The organism is Buttiauxella gaviniae ATCC 51604 (assembly GCF_001654835.1).
Lineage (GTDB): Bacteria > Pseudomonadota > Gammaproteobacteria > Enterobacterales > Enterobacteriaceae > Buttiauxella > Buttiauxella gaviniae.
Genome location: NZ_LXEP01000017.1, coordinates 37079 through 59172, shown reverse-complemented (window position 1 = coordinate 59172; position 22094 = coordinate 37079). Strand labels below are relative to the sequence as shown.

General features: G+C 50.1%; 19 protein-coding genes. 8 read left to right on the top strand and 11 right to left on the bottom strand.

The features are described 5' to 3' along the window. Positions 1-59: 59 nt before the first annotated feature. The 5 genes from feoC to greB form a co-directional block, all read right to left on the bottom strand. Positions 60-299, bottom strand: coding sequence for a [Fe-S]-dependent transcriptional repressor FeoC (gene feoC / locus M977_RS09530; protein WP_064514352.1), 240 nt, complete (start codon positions 297-299; stop codon positions 60-62). Positions 300-308: 9 nt separating this feature from the next. Then, positions 309-2630, bottom strand: coding sequence for a Fe(2+) transporter permease subunit FeoB (feoB, locus tag M977_RS09525; protein WP_064514350.1), 2322 nt, complete (start codon positions 2628-2630; stop codon positions 309-311). A gap of 54 nt (positions 2631-2684) precedes the next feature. Beyond that, a complete protein-coding gene (feoA, locus tag M977_RS09520; protein ID WP_064514348.1) occupies positions 2685-2909 on the bottom strand; it encodes a ferrous iron transporter A in 225 nt (74 codons plus the stop codon). Between the two features lie 512 nt (positions 2910-3421). After that, positions 3422-5752, bottom strand: a complete 2331-nt coding sequence (locus M977_RS09515) for a Tex family protein (RefSeq protein WP_064514346.1) — start codon at positions 5750-5752, stop codon at positions 3422-3424. Between the two features lie 119 nt (positions 5753-5871). Next, entirely contained in the window at positions 5872-6345 is a 474-nt protein-coding gene (greB, locus tag M977_RS09510; protein ID WP_064514344.1) for a transcription elongation factor GreB, read from the bottom strand. A 237-nt stretch (positions 6346-6582) separates the two neighbouring features. On the opposite strand from greB, the gene ompR reads away from it, so the two are divergent. Together ompR and envZ are read left to right on the top strand one after the other, a co-directional pair. Continuing rightward, positions 6583-7302 carry an osmolarity response regulator transcription factor OmpR gene (gene ompR, locus M977_RS09505; protein ID WP_001157751.1) on the top strand — a complete coding sequence of 240 codons (720 nt, stop codon included), beginning with the start codon at positions 6583-6585 and terminating at the stop codon, positions 7300-7302. Next, a complete protein-coding gene (envZ, locus tag M977_RS09500) occupies positions 7299-8651 on the top strand; it encodes a two-component system sensor histidine kinase EnvZ (RefSeq protein WP_034460303.1) in 1353 nt (450 codons plus the stop codon). Before ompR ends, envZ begins: the two co-directional genes overlap by 4 nt. Positions 8652-8765: 114 nt before the next feature. On the opposite strand, the gene pckA is transcribed toward envZ, so the two are convergent. From pckA to M977_RS09475, 5 genes are all read right to left on the bottom strand, one after another. Then, positions 8766-10385 carry a phosphoenolpyruvate carboxykinase (ATP) gene (pckA, locus tag M977_RS09495; RefSeq protein ID WP_064514342.1) on the bottom strand — a complete coding sequence of 540 codons (1620 nt, stop codon included), beginning with the start codon at positions 10383-10385 and terminating at the stop codon, positions 8766-8768. Positions 10386-10794: 409 nt separating this feature from the next. Then, positions 10795-11673 (bottom strand): Hsp33 family molecular chaperone HslO, encoded by an 879-nt coding sequence (hslO, locus tag M977_RS09490; protein WP_064514340.1) that lies wholly within the window; start codon positions 11671-11673, stop codon positions 10795-10797. A 27-nt stretch (positions 11674-11700) separates the two neighbouring features. Next, positions 11701-12102 (bottom strand): ribosome-associated heat shock protein Hsp15, encoded by a 402-nt coding sequence (hslR, locus tag M977_RS09485; protein WP_064514338.1) that lies wholly within the window; start codon positions 12100-12102, stop codon positions 11701-11703. Further along, positions 12102-12782 (bottom strand): GMP/IMP nucleotidase, encoded by a 681-nt coding sequence (yrfG, locus tag M977_RS09480; protein ID WP_064514335.1) that lies wholly within the window; start codon positions 12780-12782, stop codon positions 12102-12104. The genes hslR and yrfG overlap by 1 nt, the downstream gene beginning before the upstream one ends. A gap of 60 nt (positions 12783-12842) precedes the next feature. Continuing rightward, positions 12843-14984, bottom strand: coding sequence for an intracellular growth attenuator family protein (locus M977_RS09475; protein WP_064514334.1), 2142 nt, complete (start codon positions 14982-14984; stop codon positions 12843-12845). Positions 14985-15313: 329 nt separating this feature from the next. On the opposite strand from M977_RS09475, the gene nudE reads away from it, so the two are divergent. Next, positions 15314-15874 (top strand): ADP compounds hydrolase NudE, encoded by a 561-nt coding sequence (gene nudE, locus M977_RS09470; RefSeq protein ID WP_064514332.1) that lies wholly within the window; start codon positions 15314-15316, stop codon positions 15872-15874. 48 nt (positions 15875-15922) lie between these two features. Here the strand turns inward: nudE and mrcA are convergent, their stop codons facing one another. Continuing rightward, positions 15923-18475, bottom strand: coding sequence for a peptidoglycan glycosyltransferase/peptidoglycan DD-transpeptidase MrcA (gene mrcA / locus M977_RS09465; RefSeq protein WP_064514330.1), 2553 nt, complete (start codon positions 18473-18475; stop codon positions 15923-15925). A gap of 119 nt (positions 18476-18594) precedes the next feature. On the opposite strand from mrcA, the gene pilM reads away from it, so the two are divergent. The 5 genes from pilM to hofQ are packed head-to-tail and all read left to right on the top strand — an operon-like array spanning position 18595 to position 21983. Beyond that, the gene (gene pilM / locus M977_RS09460; RefSeq protein ID WP_064514328.1) at positions 18595-19419 is read left to right on the top strand and encodes a type IV pilus biogenesis protein PilM; all 825 of its coding nucleotides are present in this window, start codon (positions 18595-18597) and stop codon (positions 19417-19419) included. After that, positions 19419-19970: a PilN domain-containing protein gene (locus M977_RS09455; RefSeq protein ID WP_064514326.1), complete on the top strand. Its 552-nt coding sequence runs from the start codon at positions 19419-19421 to the stop codon at positions 19968-19970. The genes pilM and M977_RS09455 overlap by 1 nt, the downstream gene beginning before the upstream one ends. After that, a complete protein-coding gene (locus M977_RS09450) occupies positions 19954-20421 on the top strand; it encodes a HofO family protein (protein ID WP_064514324.1) in 468 nt (155 codons plus the stop codon). Before M977_RS09455 ends, M977_RS09450 begins: the two co-directional genes overlap by 17 nt. Then, positions 20411-20797 (top strand): hypothetical protein, encoded by a 387-nt coding sequence (locus M977_RS25245; protein WP_064514322.1) that lies wholly within the window; start codon positions 20411-20413, stop codon positions 20795-20797. The genes M977_RS09450 and M977_RS25245 overlap by 11 nt, the downstream gene beginning before the upstream one ends. Beyond that, on the top strand, positions 20736-21983 hold the full coding sequence (gene hofQ / locus M977_RS09440) for a DNA uptake porin HofQ (RefSeq protein WP_074392014.1): 1248 nt from the start codon (positions 20736-20738) through the stop codon (positions 21981-21983). Before M977_RS25245 ends, hofQ begins: the two co-directional genes overlap by 62 nt. Positions 21984-22094 lie beyond the last annotated feature (111 nt).

The following is a 22094-nucleotide window of genomic DNA, read 5'->3' as shown; positions in this document are numbered from 1 at the left end:
CACGCGTTCAGTTCATTTGCGGGTTTTGTAGGGGGATTAGCGTAAGCGACACCCTCCACCTACGCGCGCAACGCCCACACTTCCCGAACACATTTCTTCCCTTCAGGGCAGCTCTTGCAGCTCCCCGTCAGGCAATCGCTTGGGTCTTCGGTGATACGTATTGCTTTACCCATCGCTTCAAGGCGGCTCAGCATTGCATTCACCAATGGCAACGGCGTGGCGAGCTGTTGGCTAATTTGCGTGGCATCCATGCGCCCTTGTAGCGCCAGCGCATCACGAATCTCAATTAAGCTCGCCATACCTTCTCCTTAGTGGCAATCGCCAGCAGTGCTTTTACAGCAGGCCGCTTCGACTGTTTTACGGGTTGTCATCAGGCTGACATCCACACGGCTGCGAGCTTTACGCAACCCACCAATTAACAGCACGTTGAACAACACCACCGCGAGAATACAGACCAGGCTGTACTTCGGATGAGCACTAAACGTTACCGTCTGGTAGTAAAGCGTGGACAGCGAGTAGGCGATATTTAGCCCCCACAATACCGAGAACATCATCCAGCCACGGCTGGACTCGCGGGCGACCGCACCCATCACCGAAATGCAGGGGATATAGAGCAGAACGAAAATCAGGTAGCTATAGGCCGCAGCCGGGCTGCCAAATTTGCTGCTCATCACACCCATTGCGCCGCTTGCCATTTCACCGTCGCCTTTGCTGGCTTCGATTGGGTTGAGCAGCACGCTCAGGCTGAAGGTGTCTTTCAGGCTTTGCCAGGTTTCACCTGCTGCGCCGCCTAACTCATCAAGCAAATTGAAGCTTGCAGCATCAAACGGTTCTTCGTGCATGTCTTCGGCGGTGTAAAGCGTGTTGAGCGTACCGACCACCACTTCTTTTGCCATGGCGCCAGTGAACAGGCCGACGGTCGCCTGCCAGTTATCTTCGTGGACACCAATCGGTTTTAGCAACGGAGTGAGCACACGGCTGACCGACGCCAGCGCCGAATCGTTGATGTTGTCCACTTCTTTGCCGCTAAACGAGAAGCTATTTAGCGCACCAATGAAAATACTGACGATGACGATAACTTTACCGGCACGCAGTACAAAACCTTTCAGGCGTTGCCAGGTTTGCAGCAGCAGGCTTTTCAGGTGCGGAACGTGGTAGACCGGCAGTTCCATCACAAATGGCGTTGCTTCACCACGCATGATGGTGTGCTTGAGCATCAGCCCGGTCAGAATCGCCATCACGATGCCAAGAATATAGAGTGAGAAGACAACCAGCGCACCTTGCTGTCCGAAGAACGCGGCGGCAAATACTGCAAAGATGGCAAGGCGTGCGCCACATGACATAAACGGCGCCATCATGATGGTCATCAGGCGTTCACGCGGAGCATCGAGCGTACGTGCACCCATCACCGACGGCACGTTACAGCCAAAGCCAACAATCAAGGGTACGAATGATTTGCCCGGCAGGCCGAGGGATTGCATCAGGCGATCCATCACAAATGCCGCACGCGCCATGTAGCCGGAGTCTTCAAGGAACGAGAGAAACAGGTACATCATGCCGATTTGCGGCACCAGTGGCAGCACGGTGTTGATACCACCGCCGATACCCTGGGCGAGGAAAATCGTCAGCCAGCTTGGGAAGTGAAGTGTGGCGCCAATCCACTGAATACCGTGGATAAAGATGGCCGCAGAACCGCCGTCAAAAATGGGTTGTAATGCGCCGCCGATGTTAATCGCCAGCAAGAACATCAGGTACATCACCAGCAAGAAAACAGGCAAGCCGAGGAAACGGTTAAGAATGATTTTATCCATCATTGCCGTTAAGCGATGCGGTTCGGCGGTCAGGCTATTACTGATGGAATCACAGATGGCGGCGATGGTTTGATAACGCGCATCGGCAATCAGCAGTGCCGGATCTTCGTTCTCTTCTGCCAGTTGTGCACGTACCGCGTCCAGTTTGTCCGCGGCATGACCGGCATATTCAAGGCTGTAGATATCGCCTTCGAGCATTTGCAGCGCTAACCAACGGCGTTGCTGCTCTGGCATATCCGCAGGCATTTCTGCCGCCAGCTTATCGGCTTCTTCAAGCAGACGTGGTGGATAAAGCACTAAATCGCTGTGCGTGTTTGGTTGGCGGCGGTCGATTGCCAGTTTCAGGCCTTCCATGCCACGGCCACGAGTGGAAACCAGTGGAACGACCGGGCAGCCCAGGCGTGCAGCCAGCGCGTCGATATCAATGCGAATGGCCTGCTTCTCGGCGATATCGAGCATGTTAAGCGCGACGACACACGGAATGCCGAGTTCGAGCAATTGCAGCGTCAGATACAAATTGCGCTCAAGGTTGGACGCATCGACGACATTTATCAGTAAGTCTGCATCACCACTCAAGATGTAGTGGCAGGCAATTTGTTCATCCAGAGAAGTTTGCGATGAAATGGTGGTCAGCGAGTAGGTACCCGGCAGATCAACAAGTGTGACCTGATGCGCAAGCGTTGAAAACTGACCTTCTTTTCGTTCTACGGTAACGCCCGCCCAGTTACCCACTCGCTGGCGTGAACCGGTGAGCTGGTTGAATAACGTGGTTTTCCCGGAGTTAGGGTTACCGATTAAGCCGATAGTTAATTTTTTCATTTTTTTCGTGAACTTAAAGAAAATAGCAACGAGCGCGAGCGCTCACCCCGCCAATCAGGCAATGGCTTCAACGTGCAGTAATTCGAGATCTTTTTTACGTAGTACCAGGCTGACGCGACGTGTTTCGATATGAATTGGGTCGCCTAACGGCGCAACACGTACAACGTTGAATGAAGAGCCAGGCAACATACCGAGTGATAATAATTTTTGGCGGTATGACGGACTAATTTCGCTGGAAAAGCCGGTAATCTTCCACGCACTACTTGGTAAGAAACGCATAAGACCTACTTAGAGCTGGGCTCGGGTATTTAAAAATATCGTTGGGTATTGAGGAGAAATAACGAACAAATCAATGATAATGAGAATGGTTTCTGTCTTCAATAATTATTTTTGTGGTGAATGACTCGTTTGAATTTATTTTTTCAGGGAGGTTTTATTAATTATAAATGTGGGGCGAACAAGCTATTTATATATAAAAATCATTAATAACAATAAGTTGCATTTATTTTAAAATGATAATTTTATTATTTTATCTCTACTAATGTTGTCATGATATTTCAGGTGTTACATGTTTGATAAATGTTAGTGGTGTTTTTATATTTTTGCGAAAATTGATCTATAGCAAACTCACTCTATTTTCTGACGAATTACTGCGGATGCTAAAGAAATGTTATTCATTCGCTACCGGGCATGAAAGAGGCAAATTGTGCTGAATTTAACTCTGGGGAACATAGATGGGGGTTATTCCGCCCCCTCCTGATGAAAGGAGAGGGGGAAATCAGCATTAAGGATTAACGTTTCTTACCCAATGCCGCTGCCAGTGCATCACTCATCGCACTGTTACCGGCGCTGCTGCCGGCATTATCACGCCCGCGAGGTTTTTGCGGCTGTGCCGGGCGGCGTTCGGTTTGCTCACGCGGTGCGGAACCACGGCGGTTGGACTCACCTGGCTGCTCATCCAGACGCATGGTGAGCGCAATACGTTTGCGCGCCAGATCCACTTCCATCACTTTCACTTTGACGATATCACCAGCTTTCACCACTTTATGCGGGTCGTCGATGAATTTGTCGGAAAGTGAGGAAATGTGGACTAAACCATCCTGATGCACGCCGATATCTACAAACGCACCGAAGTTAGTCACATTGGTGACAGCCCCTTCCAGCACCATGCCAGGCTGAAGGTCGTTCATGGTTTCAACGCCATCAGCAAACTTCGCTGTTTTGAACTCAGGGCGCGGGTCACGGCCTGGTTTTTCCAGCTCTTTGATGATGTCGGTCACTGTCGGCACACCAAAGCGTTCATCGGTGAAATCGCGCGGACTCAGGCCGCGTAACGCTTCGCCGTTGCCCATCAAATCCTGTAGCGCTTGTTCGGTCGCAGCCAGAATGCGCTCAACAATCGGATACGCTTCCGGGTGAACGGTGGAGGCATCCAGCGGGTTATCACCGTGGTTAATACGCAAGAAACCTGCGCACTGTTCGAAGGCTTTTGGCCCCAGACGGCTCACTTTCAGCAACTGCTGGCGGTTCTGGAAACGGCCATTTTCATCACGCCAGTTAACGATGTTCTGCGCCATCATGCGGGTTAAACCTGCCACGCGAGTCAGTAATGGCACCGACGCGGTATTCAAGTCCACGCCAACGGCGTTTACACAGTCTTCGACGACCGCATCCAGTTTCTTCGCCAGCTGTGACTGGCTGACATCGTGTTGATACTGGCCCACACCGATAGATTTCGGGTCGATTTTCACCAGCTCCGCCAGGGGATCTTGCAGGCGGCGAGCAATAGAAACCGCACCGCGAATCGAAACATCGAGATCCGGGAATTCCAGTGCTGCCAGTTCAGATGCCGAATAAACCGATGCGCCTGCTTCGCTGACAATCACTTTCTGCGCGGTGACTTTCGGGAATTGCTCTTGAACGTCGAGGAAGAAACGCTCGGTTTCGCGTGATGCAGTGCCGTTGCCGATCGCTACAAGTTCGACGTTGTGCTTCTGACAAAGCGCGGCGACGGCAACAGCCGCTTTCGCGGCTTGGCCGGTGTGTGGGTAAATGGTATCGGTGGCGACCAGTTTGCCGGTTGAATCAACAACCGCGACTTTCACGCCGGTACGCAGGCCTGGATCGAGGCCCATGGTAGCGCGCAGGCCAGCCGGAGCGGCCATCAATAAATCATGCAGGTTGCGGGCGAAAACGTTGATCGCTTCGTCTTCGGCGCGTTCACGCACGGTACCCATCAGCTCGGTTTCGAGGTGCATCAGCACCTTGATGCGCCAGGTCCAACTCACCACGGCACGGCGCCAGGCATCTGCTGGTGCGTTGTTCAGCCGCAGGCCGAGATGGTCGATAATGATTTGTTCGCAATAGCTTTCACGCGGTGGTTCATCGTGTTGCGGATCGGCATTGAGCGCAAGCTGTAAAATGCCTTCGTTGCGGCCACGGAACATTGCGAGTGCACGGTGTGAGGGAGCGGTAGCAATCGGTTCGTGATGGTCGAAGTAGTCACGGAATTTTGCGCCTTCCTCTTCTTTGCCAGCCACGACATTGGCAACCAGATGCGCATTTTTCCACAAGTAGTTACGCACTTTTGCTAGCAGTGCGGCGTCTTCGGCAAATCGCTCCATCAGAATGTAGCGTGCGCCATCGAGTGCGGCTTTGGTGTCGGCAACGCCTTTATCGGCGTCAACGTAACTTGCAGCGGCTTCTTCCGGCGTGTGGGACGGGTCATTCCACAGCAACTCAGCCAGAGGCTCCAGACCGGCTTCGATAGCAATTTGCCCCCGCGTACGGCGCTTTTGCTTATACGGCAAATAGAGGTCTTCAAGCTCGGTTTTGCTCAGCGTGCCATTAATGGCTGATGCGAGTTCGTCGGTCAATTTACCCTGGTCGGTAATGGATTTCAGGATGGTCTGGCGGCGGTCTTCCAGCTCGCGCAGATAGCCAAGACGGGTTTCTAACTGACGCAGTTGCGTGTCATCCAGACCGCCGGTGACTTCCTTACGATAACGCGCAATAAATGGCACGGTATTCCCTTCGTCCAGCAGGCGAACGGCGGCATCAACCTGTTCGTTGCGGGCCTTTAGTTCGCTGGCAATAATGCGGCAGAGTGAATCATTCATCATGGTTTTTTCATCTGTTTGAGTCGAAATTATTGGGGATAGTTATACGGATTGGAGGGTGAAAATGCCAGCCACAGCGCCTGAGTGGTGATGAATCGGACAGTTCTGCGGCTGGCTTGTGCTTATTTCACATACTCGATTTCATTGACGTACCACTGCGCTTCACCGGCGGGCGTTTGCACGATGGCGAGGTCACCCACTTCTTTTTTCAGCAGGGCGCGTGCCATTGGAGAATCAATAGAGATGTAATCTCTGCGGCCAAAAATTTCGTCATAGCCCACAATGCGAAAACGCATCTGGTTTCCTGCGTCATTTTCAATTTCCACCCACGCGCCGAAGAACACTTTGCCTTCTTGTTGCGGTGAATAGTCGACAATCTTCAACTGTTCGAGGCATTTCGTGAGATAACGCACTCTACGATCTATTTCTCGCAGACGTTTTTTGTTGTACTGGTAGTCGGCATTTTCACTGCGATCGCCAAGGCTTGCCGCCCAGGTGACCTTTTTTGTCACCTCTGGACGCTCTTCACGCCACAAGTAGTCCTTTTCTTGTTTGAGCTTTTCATAGCCTTCGCGGGTAATTAATGGCGTTTTCATCAGCAAGCCTTGCATGGGTGAAACAATTAAAGGTGATTTAAACCGAAATATCAGGGTGATGGCAATCCCAGAGATTTGCGAAGTAAGTCATTATTCTGTGTTAAAAAGTGCCCATAACCATCTGTTTAATATGCTTTGTAACAATTTCGACTAGAATATATACCAGAATTGACTGGTCGTAACGCTCCAGTTTTTTAAGAATACGCACTCACTGTTCGTGCCTTTGGGAGTATAAGAATGCAAGAGAATTATAAGATTCTGGTCGTGGATGACGACATGCGCCTTCGCGCGCTGTTAGAACGTTATCTCACCGAACAAGGCTTCCAGGTCCGTAGCGTTGCTAACGCAGAACAGATGGATCGCCTGCTAACCCGTGAGTCCTTCCACCTGATGGTGCTTGATCTGATGCTACCAGGTGAAGATGGCTTGTCTATTTGTCGCCGTCTGCGCAGTCAAAGTAATCCAATGCCAATCATTATGGTCACCGCGAAAGGCGAAGAAGTTGACCGAATTGTTGGTCTGGAAATTGGTGCCGATGACTACATTCCAAAACCATTCAACCCGCGCGAACTGCTTGCGCGTATCCGTGCTGTTCTGCGCCGCCAGGCCAATGAACTGCCGGGCGCTCCTTCTCAGGAAGAGGCGGTGATTGCCTTTGGTAAGTTTAAACTGAACCTCGGTACCCGTGAGATGTTCCGTGAAGATGAGCCTATGCCATTAACCAGCGGCGAGTTCGCAGTGCTGAAAGCACTGGTGAGCCACCCTCGTGAGCCATTATCACGCGATAAGCTGATGAACCTGGCCCGTGGCCGTGAATACAGTGCGATGGAACGTTCTATTGACGTGCAGATCTCCCGCCTGCGCCGCATGGTTGAAGAAGACCCTGCGCATCCACGCTATATCCAGACCGTATGGGGCCTGGGCTACGTATTCGTGCCGGACGGTTCCAAGGCATGAGGCGAGTCCGCTTCTCCCCCAGAAGCTCGTTTGCACGCACGCTGTTACTGATCGTCACCTTGCTGTTCGTCAGCCTGGTGACGACCTATCTTGTGGTGCTGAACTTCGCCATTTTGCCGAGTTTGCAGCAGTTTAATAAGGTACTGGCTTACGAAGTCCGTATGCTGATGACCGATAAGCTGCAATTGGAAGATGGCACGCAACTGGTGGTTCCGCCTGCATTTCGGCGTGAAATCTACCGTGAATTGGGTATCTCTCTTTATTCCAATGAAGCGGCGGAAGACGCGGGTTTACGCTGGGCTCAGCATTACGAATTCCTCAGTCATCAAATGGCGCAGCAGTTGGGTGGCCCAACCGAAGTTCGGGTTGAGGTTAACAAAAGCTCGCCGGTTGTCTGGCTGAAGACGTGGCTGTCACCGAATATCTGGGTTCGCGTTCCTCTGACTGAAATTCATCAGGGCGACTTCTCACCACTGTTCCGCTATACGCTTGCGATAATGCTGCTGGCGATCGGCGGCGCTTGGCTGTTTATTCGTATTCAGAACCGACCCTTGGTTGACCTTGAACATGCTGCTTTGCAAGTAGGTAAGGGGATCATTCCGCCACCGCTTCGTGAATATGGCGCGTCTGAGGTGCGCTCTGTTACCCGGGCGTTCAACCATATGGCTGCTGGTGTGAAGCAACTCGCCGATGACCGCACGCTGCTAATGGCGGGTGTTAGTCACGATTTGCGTACACCACTCACTCGTATTCGTCTGGCAACAGAAATGATGAGTGAAGAAGATGGCTATCTGTCTGAATCGATTAATAAAGATATCGAAGAGTGTAATGCGATAATCGAGCAGTTCATCGATTACCTGCGTACCGGGCAAGAGATGCCGCTGGAAACCGCCGATCTCAACACAGTGTTGGGCGAAGTGGTGGCAGCGGAAAGTGGATACGAGCGAGAAATCGACACCGATCTGCAAGCCGGCGAATTGCTGGTCAACATCCACCCGTTATCCATTAAACGTGCCGCGGCCAATATGGTGGTGAACGCAGCGCGTTACGGAAATGGTTGGATTAAGGTCAGCAGTGGCGGCGAGTTAAACCGTGCCTGGTTCCAGGTGGAAGATGACGGCCCAGGGATTAAACCTGACCAGCTCAAGCATCTGTTCCAACCTTTCGTGCGTGGTGATAGTGCGCGGAGCACCAGCGGCACCGGTTTAGGGCTGGCGATTGTGCAGCGTATTATCGACAACCATAACGGCCTGTTGGATATCGGCGTTAGTGAGCGGGGCGGTTTGCGGATACGGGCTTATTTACCGTTACCGATGAACAAAACGGTCAGCCAGTTAAAAGAAAGCTGAGTGATAAATAAAAAAGCGAACCTTTAAGGTTCGCTTTTTTGTAGCTCGGGTTAGCATAGATGGTGGATGTTACTTGTGCTAATCCCCCATACAAACTCATTCGCTATTCGAAAATTAAATCTTCGGCCCTGCGCTTACAAGTGCTGTACCCGCTGGAGTGTCGGTATATTTTTCGAAGTTCTCGATAAACAACTTAGCCAGTTGCTCCGATTTTTCCTGCCACTGTTCTGGTGATGCGTACGTTTTACGCGGGTCCAGAATATTGCCTTCCACGCCTGCCAGTGCTGTTGGAACAGCAAGACCAAAGATTGGTAAGGTGAACGTTTCGGTATCGTCCAGAGAACCGTTGAGAATAGCGTCGATAATTGCGCGCGTGTCTTTAATGGAGATACGCTTACCTGTGCCATTCCAGCCAGTGTTAACCAGATAGGCCTGTGCACCTGCCGCCTGCATGCGTTTCACCAGCACTTCGGCATATTGCGTTGGGTGCAAAGAAAGGAATGCTGCGCCAAAGCAAGCAGAGAATGTTGGCGTCGGCTCGGTGACACCACGTTCAGTACCCGCCAGTTTGGCCGTGAAGCCTGACAGGAAGTGATACTGGGTTTGGTTGGCCGTCAGGCGCGAAACCGGTGGCAATACACCAAAAGCATCAGCAGTCAGGAAGATAACTTTCTTGGCATGCCCAGCTTTCGAAACCGGCTGAACGATGTTTTCGATGTGGTAAATCGGGTAAGAAACTCGAGTGTTCTCAGTTTTCGAACCGTCGTCAAAATCAATTGAACCATCGGCACGTACCGTTACGTTTTCCAGCAGCGCGTCACGACGAATCGCATTATAAATTTCTGGCTCTGCTTCCTGGGATAAACGAATCGTTTTTGCGTAGCAACCGCCTTCGAAGTTGAACACGCCGTCATCGTCCCATCCGTGTTCGTCATCACCAATCAGGCGGCGTTTCGGATCGGTAGAAAGCGTTGTTTTACCTGTGCCAGACAGGCCAAAGAACACAGCAACATCGCCTTTTTCGCCGACGTTTGCCGAACAGTGCATTGAAGCGATGCCTTTTAGCGGCAGCAGGTAGTTCATGATTGAGAACATCCCTTTCTTCATTTCGCCGCCGTACCAGGTGCCGCCAATCAGTTGCACGCGCTCGGTAAGGTTAAACGCGATGAAGTTTTCAGAGTTCAAACCCTGCTCTTTCCATTGTGGGTTGGTGCACTTGGCGCCATTCATCACCACAAAATCTGCTTCGAAAGTTTCAAGCTCTTCTTCGGTTGGACGGATGAACATGTTCTTAACGAAATGAGCCTGCCAGGCCACTTCGGTAATAAAACGCACCGACAGACGGGTGTCTGCATTCGCACCGCAGTAAGCATCAATAATAAAGAGGCGTTTGCCAGAGAGTTGGTTAGTGACCAGACCTTTCAGATGCTGCCAGGTTTCTTCACTAAGCGGTTTATTGTCGTTTTTACCTTTGCCGTTATCTGCCCACCACAGCGTGTCGCGGGTGGTGTCGTCACGGACGATGTATTTATCTTTTGGGGAACGGCCGGTAAATATGCCGGTATCTACGGCTATTGCACCGAGATTGGTTTCAATGCCGCGCTCAAAACCTTCCAGATTGGGGTTGAGTTCTTCGTGATACAGAGTGTCGTAATCGGGGTTGTAAACCACTTCACTTGCGTCATGAATTCCATAAGCCTTGAGATCTTGCGGGGTTATGCCTTTAACTCGCATTTCACTGCTCCTTAGCCAATTTGTACTGCCTGAGATTGTAGGGTTGTTTATTGGTTGTTAACCGCGACACCTATCATAGATTTGAGCATCCACTCGAATCCATATATACCCTTCGCCCTTCAAAATACGGGGGTATTGGCTGCTCTCATTTACCCTAATCACTTACTTGAGTAAGCTCATCGGGATTCATTCGATTGCCGCCTACCTGCATTTTGAATAGCTTGGGTATAGCGGAAAACGCTGTGAAGCGAGTCACAACGGGGTGAGAGTATGGCAGGAAATGCTAGTACGGCAGGGAAAATATTCTGAATATGTTAAAAAATAGTGCGATTAACGGACGAGGTGTGATTAAGCACTCAATTCTATGAAACGAAGATTTGCCCTTCCATAAATGGAAGGGCAAAAGACATTAATGCACTTGCGGATCTGCTGGGGATGCGTTGTTGCGGATCTCTGCAATGTCCATGGCGTTGAACACGTAGTGATTACCGCAGTAGTCACAGTTCATGTCGATTTCGCCTTCTTCTGCAATGATGCTATTCACTTCTTCATCAGGCAGAGTTCTTAGTGCATCGGCACAGCGTTCGCGTGAACAGGTACACTTAAATTCAACGTTTTGAGGATCGTAAAGTGTCACTTCTTCTTCGTGGTACAAACGCCACAGCACGTCATTAGCTGGTAGGGTCAACAACTCTTCAGCCTTGATGGTTTCAGTCAGTGCCGCCAGGTGGTTGAAATCGTCAGCCTGTGCGTCTTGCGCTGGCAGAACTTGCAACAACATGCCACCCGCTGCTGGTTTGCCTTCAACATCACCAGTGCGGATAAACAGACGCGTTGGCAACTGCTCGGAACGTAAGAAGTAATCTTCCAGACATGCCGCCAGAGTATCACCTTCAAGCCCAACAACACCCTGGTAGCGCTCTCCTTGAGCCGGGGTGATAGTAATGACCAGATAGCCATTGCCAACCAACGTTTTTAGATCCGCATCGGCAGGGATATCACCTTTAAAACGCGCAACACCACGCATTTGCTGGTTATTGTTGCCGTTAATCACTGCGAGGGTCATAGGACCATCACCCTGCAATTGCACAGTAATATCACCATCAAACTTCAGCGTTGCAGTCAGTAGACTGGTTGCGACAAGCAATTCACCAAGAATGGTTTTTACCGGGGCTGGGTAATCATGGTTTTGCATGATTTGCTGCCAGGTGTCGGAAACCGTTACCAGTTCACCGCGAACGGCAAAGTTTTCAAACAGGTAACGATGTAGTTGGTCGTGTTGGGTCATAATTTTCTCTCATTCGGATGACATCTTTTATTCGTTGCCACCGTGTTTAAATTTCATCAAATCACGACGCTCTTTTTTATCCGGGCGTCGGTCGGGGTGGGGCATGGTCAGCGCGTTCATTTTGCGTGCCAGCGCTACTTTTTCCCGCTTAGTGATACTTTCCGCTGTCTCTTCATAAAGCTGCGAGGCATCGGTGGCCGGGCGGCGCTGTTCAGTTAGCGCCAGCACTTTAACGGTTTTCTCGTCATTGCCCTGGCGTAGCGTCAACATGGCATTCAGCTCAACGATTTTACTCGGTTTGCTGCGTTGCCCGTTGTAATGCACCTTACCGCCTTCAACCATTTCCCGAGCAATAGCTCGCGTTTTATAAAAACGTGCAGCCCACAGCCATTTGTCGAGACGCACACCTTCAGACGATTTTTCTTTCATCACGACTCCTTAGATATCAACTTCGGGAGTAGTCGGCGATAGTCGTTCAATGCCGGATGATGCTGGTAAGTTTTGTCAGCCTGGCCAGAATCGGGATTGGTCACGCCCAGGCAATAACGAATACCAAACTTCGCGGCGGAGTCCAGAATAGCTTCGCTATCGTCAATAAATAGCGTTCTGGCGGGTTCCAGCCCGGTATGCTCGGCAACGGCTTGCCACAACCGCTGATCTTCTTTCGGATAACCAAATGTGTGGGTGGAAAGCAATAAATCAAGGTGTTGGCCTAAACCGGTATGTTCAAGTTTGACGGCCAGATTATGTGGATGGGCATTCGTCAGTAAGATACGCCGCTTGCCGCAGTCTTTCAGGGCATTAAGGAACGGGACGGTATCTTCACGCAGCACGGCATTTGGCCCTTGCGTGGTGGTCATTGCACAAATATCCAACCCCAGACGCTCGCTCCAGTAATCCAGACAGTACCAGTTTAGCGTATGTTGCACGTCGTGATATTCGCGGGCAATCAACTGATGGGCTTCATCCAGTGGAATGTTTCTTTGCTCACTGACTGTTTCTGGCACCAATTTTTGCCAGAAGTGGCTATCGAACGCGAGATCCAGCAATGTGCCGTCCATATCGAGCAATACGGTATCGACATCCTGCCAGGCAATATCAATATGCATAGGTTCGGACCTGATTAGAGGAAACTGCGCGACAGGTTAGCACAACCTGCCGCGTGACGTTTAGAACAGCGGGCGTACAGCGGAGATCGTGGTTAAAGATGGATTTATACAGTTATCGTAGTACTGCTGGATTTGCGCCAGGCGATTGCGGCTGCGGCGGTAGCGGCGAATCGCCAGCACGCCGTTAATGAGCAGACAGGCAATCATGCCGATAAGCAACAGTGTAGTACTGATGTAGCGCCACAGGCTGCTGCTATCCGGGATTTTATGCAGGGTGATGTGCTGCGTACCGTTTGCATCCTGATAGATGCCGGTAATAATACCCTCGGCACTAAACGGCGTTTTAAGCAGCATATCGGCTAGACGCTGGAATTCACTCCACTGCTCCTGGGCCGGAATGTCATACAACGGAACCGGTGGCAAAGGCTGGTCTACGAGATCACTTCCTTCATCGCTAATAATCACATACCCAGCAGGAGCAGGACTGTTCAGAGACTGTGCGGCACGTGCTGTTTCACGAATAAAGAATGGCGCTGTCGAGGTGGTGACCAGGTTATCTAGTGACTCGGCACTGACCGGTCGCAGCAGAACATTTACGCCTGTGAGTTTTCCTGAATCTGCCTTTTTGGTCAGCGTATCCCAATCCTTGGTATTACCCAGATTGACTAGCGCATTTTTGAGGCGAACACATTCATCTTCTGCGGTACATAGCGCCTGCGTTTTCAGCACAATACCGGCGAAATCATCCAACAACACCATGCCTGATTTTTGAATAGCACTACGTAGCTGCGGGTTTACTTTCGAATCGTCACTGGTTTGCGGATGAATTTGCCCACTCACCGCTTGAGTCAGTGCTGTGGCTTTATCCATAATATCGGATTCAGGCAACGGCAACGCCTGCGCGTTATTCCAGATGATTTGCGAACAGTCGAAGGGGGTAAACGGATAAGATTGTCGATTGGTATAATTACTAGGCGTGTGGATATTGCACATGCCAGTACCGTTTACTTTCAGCGTATCACCAACACGGAGTGTCGTTTTATCGAGGTCTGCTACGGTGGTTGCTTCGATAGTTTGCGCGCCTTTTAGCTTGGAGATACTCAGTTTTAAAGGCATCTCCAGCGGCACCCAAATTGTCAGCATGATCAAAACGGCCAGGCTTCCAATGGCAATCACCAGATTGCGAACCCAATGCTGAATAGGGAAGTTGCATACTTCGTCATGCAGTGACAGGAATCGACCCTGGCGAATCACATGCCTGTCGAGATAAATATCAATATCGGTTTTTTGCCCAAGGTCCTGAGCAACATATGGTTGCCAGTGCGCAGGGTAGATCAGGTCAATTATCCCCAAAGAGATATTGTTAATCTGATCCTGATTCGATTCCCCAAAAAGCCCCCAGCGCTTAGGTGTACCGCGTAAACAGTGGACCTCACGTAGAGCATTTTTTGCCGGAGGAGCAAACAGGCCCCAAAGGCTCGCAGCCAGTAGCATAAATGCACCACCGACTAGCCATGGCAACACAACTTCAGGTGTAACCAGGCACAAAAACAGCATTACAAAGGCGACACAAATAAGAATGGCTTCGCGTAACCCATCGGGACGGCTCAGTGCATACTCTTCAGGTGTTTCCTGGCGGATATTGAGCAGCTCAATTTGTTCGCTTTCTTCGCCACGAATAGATGCCTGACTATGGGGCGTTTGTTCCAGTGCAAAACCACGATTTTCGCTGCTGTAGTCGATAAGCGTGTGCCCGTTAAGGGAGATAACCAACGGCATGGTTTCAGTACGAATCAACTCAACGTAGTTATCGTTACTAATGTACTGTTCCCAGAATGGTGGAAGATGCACCTCTACTGAATCAAGGTAATAGCGCCACTTATTCGGGTCGTCAGTTGATAAGCCATAGCGGGTGATGGAGCGTGTGAGAGCAAGTGCTGTGTTGCTCAGGGAATTTAATACTAGTTTTGTCGGTGCAGCACTGGCACCTGAAGGCCCCACGATATCCTGCGTGCGGTCCAATGATTCAATATAGTTTTCAACGGCATTGCGTTCGTCTGTGGTCAACTTGCGTGAAGTTGCACCGCTAAACGATGGGGCTTGTGAAGCACGAGCGCGTAAACGCAGGCTGCGCCAGATAAGCCACCCCGCAATTAAGATGCAGGCCAGCATAGCAGCTAAAAGAAGTAATAAGGTGCTCATGCCTTCCCCATCAAACACTCGTTTTCTTATTAAAACGCAGCAAGTTGCACCCTTTATAGCATTTGGGTGTAAAAAACGTTATCGGCAGGTACGGCCTCAATCTTGAGGCATTTTTGTATGTATAGCCTGCTGTAACATAATGTTAGCAAAGCGACTTTACGAGAAATATCAGCAAATTCCTATTTCATTTGTCGTCTATTGACACGTGGCAGAGGTCTTGAAAAATCACCTAAAGTTGCAAAAATGTAAATAATAACTAATGTCCGTTGCGTGAGATATGTGGCATAACGCACAATGGAGCACCTGCATTTACTGTTAGCCCAGCAACGATGAGCAAACCATTACAAAAACCGACCATTTTACATGTTGAAACCGTAGCTCGTTCACGGCTGTTTAATGTCGAAACGGTGGACCTGGAGTTCAGCAACGGTGTGCGCCGAGTCTATGAGCGTATGCGCCCATCTGCCCGCGAAGCTGTAATGATAGTCCCTATCGTTGATAACCATTTGATTTTGATTCGCGAATACGCCGTTGGTACGGAATCATATGAACTTGGCTTCTCTAAAGGGTTAATTGACCCGGGCGAGACTGTCTTTGAAGCAGCGAACCGCGAGTTGAAAGAAGAGGTTGGCTTAGGAGCTAATCAGCTGACATTCTTGAAAAAATTGACAATGGCACCGTCCTATTTCTCCAGCAAAATGAACATCGTGATTGCTGAGAATCTCTATCCAGAATCTCTGGAAGGTGATGAGCCAGAAGAACTACCGCAAGTGCTTTGGCCGATAGAATCAATGCTTGATCTGCTAAATGAGGAAGATTTTAGCGAAGCGCGAAATGTGAGTGCGCTTTTCCTCGTGCGTGAATGGTTGAAAGAGCAGGGGCGTTTGTAACTTTTTCTCTTAAAGCCCGTTTCAAGGTGAAACGGGCTTTAACACTACCTAGAACAGCTCGTGGGTCTCGCCGTTATCAATTATCGTAGTCCCTACTTCATGCACAGCCTGCTGCGTCGGTTGGGTGCCTTCAATAAAGAATTCAGGACGGCTATTCCCGCCATTAGCAAGTTGCCCGGTGCTGCGATCGATATTGACCGTAACAATGCCTGGTGGCGGCGTTAACGGCTCTTCCGGAACACCTTCCAGTGCGGCTTTCATAAACTCATCCCAGGCTGGTTGAGCGCTCTTCGCCCCACCTTCATAACCTGAAATTTGGTCCTTAATCGCCCCTGATGCTGATGTACGTCCAAGGTCGCGACGATGATCATCAAAGCCAATCCAGACAGATGTCACCACGCCCGGTCCGTAGCCTGAGAACCATGCATCTTTCGAACTGTTTGTCGTACCGGTTTTGCCGCCGATATCATTGCGTTTCAAATCACGCCCTGCTCGCCAGCCAGTACCTTGCCAGCCTGGTTCGCCAAAGATGTTTGAGTTCAACGCACTCTTAATCAGGAACGCCAGTGGGGTGTTGATAACATGTGGCGCGTATTCAGGCGGACTGCTCTGTGCAACTAACTCCGTATTCGCTTGTTCAAGCTTCGGCATTGGAACGCTAACGTTCTGTTTTTCCTCAGACTGTGCGACGTCTTCGACATTCTGATTTTCCAGCACGTTAGACTTTTGCGTTTCACCGTAAATCACCGGGATATCACAATCCGGGCAAGCCACTTTCGGTTTCGCTTCAAAGATTGTCCCACCGATTTCATTCTCAATTTTAGAGATGTAATACGGGTCAACCAGGAAGCCACCGTTAGCCATCACCGAGTAACCGCGCGCAACTTGCATTGGTGTGAAGGATGCCGAGCCTAACGCCAGCGATTCGGTATGCACGATGTTTTGCGCAGGGAAGCCAAAGCGTTGCAGATATTCAGCCGCATAATCCACGCCCATCGCGCGCATTGCACGCACCATTACCACGTTTTTCGACTGACCAAGACCCTGACGCAATCTTATTGGTCCGGAATATTCTGGTGGAGAGTTTTTCGGGCGCCAATCGGAACCCGCACCAGCATCCCAGCGCGAAATTGGCACATCATTGAGCACGCTTGCCAGCGTCAAACCTTTGTCCATTGCCGCTGTGTAGAGGAATGGTTTGATGTTGGAGCCAACCTGACGTAATGCCTGCGTTGCGCGGTTGAACTTGCTCTGATTGAAATCAAAGCCACCGACCAGGGCGACTACAGCACCATCATGTGGGTTAATGGAAACCAGGGCGGAGTTCACATCGGGGATTTGTCCAAGCCACCAATTATCATCGACTTTTCGCACCCAGATTTGCTGCCCGGCCTGTACTACATCGGTCACTTTTCGTGGCGTTGGGCCCTGAGCAGTATCTGAACGATAAGGACGCGCCCAGCGCATGCCGTCCATGTTGATGGAAACGGCGCTGCTATCCGCCAACAATGCGGTAGCTTCATTCGGTGATGCTTGCGTAATCACAGCAGGGAAAAGTGGGCCGTAGACCGGTAGATTCTTTAACGAATCGACAATCTTCGTTTTGTCCCACGGTGTTTCACCTACTTTCCACAGCACGTTTGATGGGCCGCGATAGCCGTGGCGCATATCATAGGCCATAACGTTGTTACGTACGGCTTGTTGCGCGGCTTGCTGAGTTTTGCGAGTGATGGTGGTGTAAACCTTATAACCATCTTCGTAGGCCTTCTCACCATACTTAGCAACCATGTCCTGGCGGACTAATTCAGACAAGTAAGGTGAGGAGAACGCGATTTCCGGTGCGTGGTAGTTCGCATCGATTGGTTGATTTCGCGCTTCATCGTATTGCGCCTGAGTGATGTAGTTCTCACTCAACATACGCGATAACACCACATTACGGCGGGAAGTTGCGCGATCAAGCGAGTACAGCGGGTTAAAGGTTGACGGTGCCTTTGGCAAACCGGCAATGACCGCTATTTCACTCAGGCTTAACTCGTCAACTGACTTCCCAAAATAGACTTGTGCTGCAGCACCCACGCCATAAGCGCGGTAACCGAGATAAATCTTGTTGAGGTACAGTTCGAGGATTTCGTCTTTGGTCAACAATTGCTCAATACGAATTGCCAGGAACACCTCTTTTATCTTACGCGTCAGCGTGCGTTCAGGACTTAAGAAGAAGTTACGTGCCAACTGTTGGGTGATAGTACTTGCGCCCTGCGATGCATGACCAGAAAACAGTGCCACGCTGGCGGCACGGAATATCCCAACCGGATCAACACCGTGGTGTTCGTAAAATCGGCTGTCTTCCGTCGCAATAAACGCTTTCACCATTACTGGCGGAATTTGATCGAGCGTTACCGGAATACGGCGCTTCTCACCATATTGCGCGATTAACTCGCCATCAGCCGTATAAACCTGCATTGGAATTTGCAGTCGCACGTCTTTCAGCGTGGCGACATCAGGCAACTGCGGCTCAATAAATTTGTAGAGCCCGAAGATCGAGCCTGCTCCCAGCAGAATGCAACAGACTGCAAGGATTAATAAATACTTTACGAACTTCACCTTAAATTTCCCATTACGTTTCCATTGGGCAGTTTATAAACAACCGCGCGGTAGTATAAAGGCAAGCCAGTGGCATTGGTATGGCATTTTCCGTAACCGACGATAAGGAGATCGTAAACATGGTATTCACAACCTGGCAAATTGGCATGGATATTCAACACGAAAGCATTCGGGTTGTGGCTGTTCAGCGCCAACGGCAAGGGTGGCAACTTCGGCATTGGTGGCAATTGCCATTGCCTGAAGGCACCTTTAGCGACGGGCTAATAATGAATACTGAAGCGCTGACTAAAGCACTGGTGGAGTGGCGAAAAGAGTTACCGCTACGTCACCAGATACGCATCTCTTTTCCTGGGTCACGGACATTACAACGCCCGGTCCCGGCACCCGATAAACGTTTGTCTGAACCCGCAAGAGAAGCTTATATCGCCTCAGCAACTGCCCGTCAGTTGCAGATGACATCGGCTCAATTGTGTTGGGATTATTTACCGTCGCAAGATGTTGCTGATCCACATTTGATAGTAGCTGCGCGCCAGACAGATGTCGCTGCGTTGCTCAAAAGTTTGGCCGCGATAAGGCTATATCCGGCGACAGTAACCCCTGGAGCCAGCGCATTGCCGGCACTCGTTTCTCCGTGTCGGCTGGAGAAATGTCAGTACCTGGTTCATCAAGAACAGGGCCATTGGTTATGGTCTTCTAATGAGCCAGTGCCACGTTGGGGATGGAGTGATACCAATGCAATACCAACAATTTTCGACTTGTGTCAGCAATTAAAAACTGAGCCTGAGTTGGTTGCATTGAGCCAGGTGCAATCGTCACCAGTTCCGGCGAATATTTTATCTTTGGATGCCTGGCGAGCGTTTTACCGTTTACAGCCTCCATTACCTCGTAATGGCTCTGAATTTACGGTCGCGATAGCGCTGGCGATAGGTAGGGTATTCAGCTAATGCGCCTGATTAATTTACTACCGTGGCGCCAGATACAGCGCCAGCAACGTGTACGCCGCTGGAGCCTGTTATTCAGCTTGGTTTTGGTGCTTGTGCCGTTGCTTGTAATGGGAGGGCGGCAGTTTGCCATATGGGAAATTCACCAACAGCAGGCACGAAAAGATTACCTGACAAGTATGCAATCTGCATTGCAGCATCTCTATCAACAGCGGTTGGTTCTGCAGAAGCAGAACCAAGAAATACTGCGCTTGCAGCGCATTCGTGAAGCGCAGCAAAAAGCTATCCGGATATGGGAAAAACGTTTGATCCGTATCGCTAGCATTATGCCAGATGGGGCCTGGCTGTCTTCCTTAACAATGCAAAAAGGGCAATTGATAGTAAAGGGCCGCACCAACCTTCTTGACGATTTACAGGGGCTGGAAAAGGAGCTTGCTCATCTTGAAGGTATTTCTAGAGTTCGGACAGGTGCGGTCCAGCACGAAGCCCAGGGCGGCTTTGGTTTTGTTTTCACCTTAACGATATCTGAGGTGGCAAATGCCCTGGTTAATTGAACGCTGGCTGAGTGGCCCAGGCTGGAGGCGTGTGGCGATATTTGCTGCCGTAACGGGCTTAGTCACAGTTGCTGCCTGGATGAGTTTTATACGTCCACATCATTCTCATTTTTCTCAGTTAGAAGCAGACAGCAAGCAGACAACTCAACGCATTGCTGAGTTGCAACGCAAAATCCTTCAAGTTTCACCTTCTGAATTGCACGTGCGTTTATCTAATTTACGGGCATTTTCCATAGCGGAGTTCGTTGGGGAATCAAGGGGCAAGTTGCTGAAATGGCAGCCTGAAAATAAGGAGGGAACACTGGAAATTCTTTTGCCATGGGAGGAGCTACCGAGTTTATTTATCAGGCTTGCAGAATATCGAGTGGTATCGGAGCACTCTTTCACCATTACTGCACAAGGTGGCTTGCTCAAGCTTATGATGAAAATGGAGTTTTCCGATGAATCGTAGCATTTTTTGGGTAGGATTGATGGTCATTCCAACTGTGAGTGCTATGCCTCCAAACCCCTTTCAGCAGCATATTTCTCCTTGTGAAAAACTGACCGAGCAGCTGGCGGCCTGGGTATTACAGGGAGTAATCAGTTCGCCCACTGCGAGTACTGCGTTGATGCTCAGTTCACAAGGTATCGGGCAGCGAATCAAAGTAGATAAAGAGCTCTTTCCCGATGTACGCATTGAAAATGTCGGGGTGGGGTATGTGGTGGCGAGGGTTAATCCTGCCTGCAAACCCTCTTCTTATCGTTGGGAAATAAAAGGAAAAACATATGCCATGGATGCGGGTATTTCTTCTGGTGTTGACTCTGCCTCTCTCCTGCCAGGCAGGTAAAGGCATATCTCTGGTCTTGGACAATGCGCCGGTAACCCAGGTTTTACAGGCATTAGCTGAACACCAAAACGTTAACCTTATGGTTGCTCCAGGTGTGGATGGAGTACTTTCGCTTAACTTGATCGATGTGCCGTGGAAACAAGCATTTGAATTGGTATTGAATAGTGCGGAGCTTAGCCAGCAGCGGGAAGGTAATGTAATACAGATTTTTCCGAAGGCTCGCTTACGTGAGCAACATGCGCAAGCGGTGGAGCAGCGAAAACAACAGGCACTTGATCAACCTATGTTCTACCAGGTCTTTACTCCTCATCATGCCGATGTTGAAGATTTATCGACATCACTAAAATCTGGTGGAAATAAGTTGTTGAGTGCTCAGGGTAATATCACGGCTGACAAACGCACTAACCGGCTGATTGTGCGAGATAACAAGGCAGTGCTCAAACAGATTGCTGACTGGGTGAAAGAAATGGATTTGCCAATTGGGCAAGTGGAAATTTCAGCCCATATTGTCACTATCAACCAGGATAAGTTACGTGAGCTTGGCGTGAAGTGGTCAACTGCCGAACAAAAAGGGGAAAGTAAGCTTCCTCAGACCACAGGCTTTTCAGCCGATCTTTCTGTCAATAACGCTACCACAAAGGTTGGTTTTAACATCGCTCGAATAGATGGACGACTGCTGGAGCTTGAATTGTCTGCTCTGGAACAACAGCAACAGCTTGAAATCATTGCCAGCCCGCGCCTGATGGCGGCACATCAACAGCCTGCCAGCATCAAGCAAGGTACGGAGATCCCTTATCAGGTATCCAGTGGCGAGAGCGGGGCAACTGCAATAGAGTTTAAAGAAGCTGTTCTGGGGATGGAAGTGACGCCAACTATTCAGTCAGATGGCAATATTCGTCTAAAATTGCGCATTAGCCAAAATATGCCTGGCCGTAGCATTCAGCAATCTGATGGTGAAGTTTTGGCCATAGACAAGCAAGAAATTGAAACTGTTGTTGCGGTGAAAAATGGCGAAACCCTTGCCCTTGGCGGGATCTTCCAGCAACACAACACTGACAGTAGCGACAGCGTCCCTTTGCTTGGCTCAATACCTATTGTGGGCAGCCTGTTTCGCCATGATGCAAAAAATCATCAACGCCGTGAATTAGTGGTATTTATTACCCCTCGACTTATCCCTGTTTCGTAGCGTTTTCTTTCCTCATCGTGCAGTTTTTCTTTGAAACGTTGCCCAGGTGTTTGACGGCAGAGAGGAATTAGCTTACAAGGTGTACCGTTTCGAGAGGCTGGTTGCTCAAGT

Bases quoted from the DNA above. Each gene is read 5' to 3' on its own strand.
- feoC (WP_064514352.1), bottom strand. From the start codon at position 299: ATGGCGAGCTTAATTGAGATTCGTGATGCGCTGGCGCTACAAGGGCGC.
- feoB (WP_064514350.1), bottom strand. From the start codon at position 2,630: ATGAAAAAATTAACTATCGGCTTAATCGGTAACCCTAACTCCGGGAAA.
- feoA (WP_064514348.1), bottom strand. From the start codon at position 2,909: ATGCGTTTCTTACCAAGTAGTGCGTGGAAGATTACCGGCTTTTCCAGC.
- M977_RS09515 (WP_064514346.1), bottom strand. From the start codon at position 5,752: ATGATGAATGATTCACTCTGCCGCATTATTGCCAGCGAACTAAAGGCC.
- greB (WP_064514344.1), bottom strand. From the start codon at position 6,345: ATGAAAACGCCATTAATTACCCGCGAAGGCTATGAAAAGCTCAAACAA.
- ompR (WP_001157751.1), top strand. From the start codon at position 6,583: ATGCAAGAGAATTATAAGATTCTGGTCGTGGATGACGACATGCGCCTT.
- envZ (WP_034460303.1), top strand. From the start codon at position 7,299: ATGAGGCGAGTCCGCTTCTCCCCCAGAAGCTCGTTTGCACGCACGCTG.
- pckA (WP_064514342.1), bottom strand. From the start codon at position 10,385: ATGCGAGTTAAAGGCATAACCCCGCAAGATCTCAAGGCTTATGGAATT.
- hslO (WP_064514340.1), bottom strand. From the start codon at position 11,673: ATGACCCAACACGACCAACTACATCGTTACCTGTTTGAAAACTTTGCC.
- hslR (WP_064514338.1), bottom strand. From the start codon at position 12,102: ATGAAAGAAAAATCGTCTGAAGGTGTGCGTCTCGACAAATGGCTGTGG.
- yrfG (WP_064514335.1), bottom strand. From the start codon at position 12,782: ATGCATATTGATATTGCCTGGCAGGATGTCGATACCGTATTGCTCGAT.
- M977_RS09475 (WP_064514334.1), bottom strand. From the start codon at position 14,984: ATGAGCACCTTATTACTTCTTTTAGCTGCTATGCTGGCCTGCATCTTA.
- nudE (WP_064514332.1), top strand. From the start codon at position 15,314: ATGAGCAAACCATTACAAAAACCGACCATTTTACATGTTGAAACCGTA.
- pilM (WP_064514328.1), top strand. From the start codon at position 18,595: ATGGTATTCACAACCTGGCAAATTGGCATGGATATTCAACACGAAAGC.
- M977_RS09455 (WP_064514326.1), top strand. From the start codon at position 19,419: ATGCGCCTGATTAATTTACTACCGTGGCGCCAGATACAGCGCCAGCAA.
- M977_RS09450 (WP_064514324.1), top strand. From the start codon at position 19,954: ATGCCCTGGTTAATTGAACGCTGGCTGAGTGGCCCAGGCTGGAGGCGT.
- M977_RS25245 (WP_064514322.1), top strand. From the start codon at position 20,411: ATGAATCGTAGCATTTTTTGGGTAGGATTGATGGTCATTCCAACTGTG.
- hofQ (WP_074392014.1), top strand. From the start codon at position 20,736: ATGCCATGGATGCGGGTATTTCTTCTGGTGTTGACTCTGCCTCTCTCC.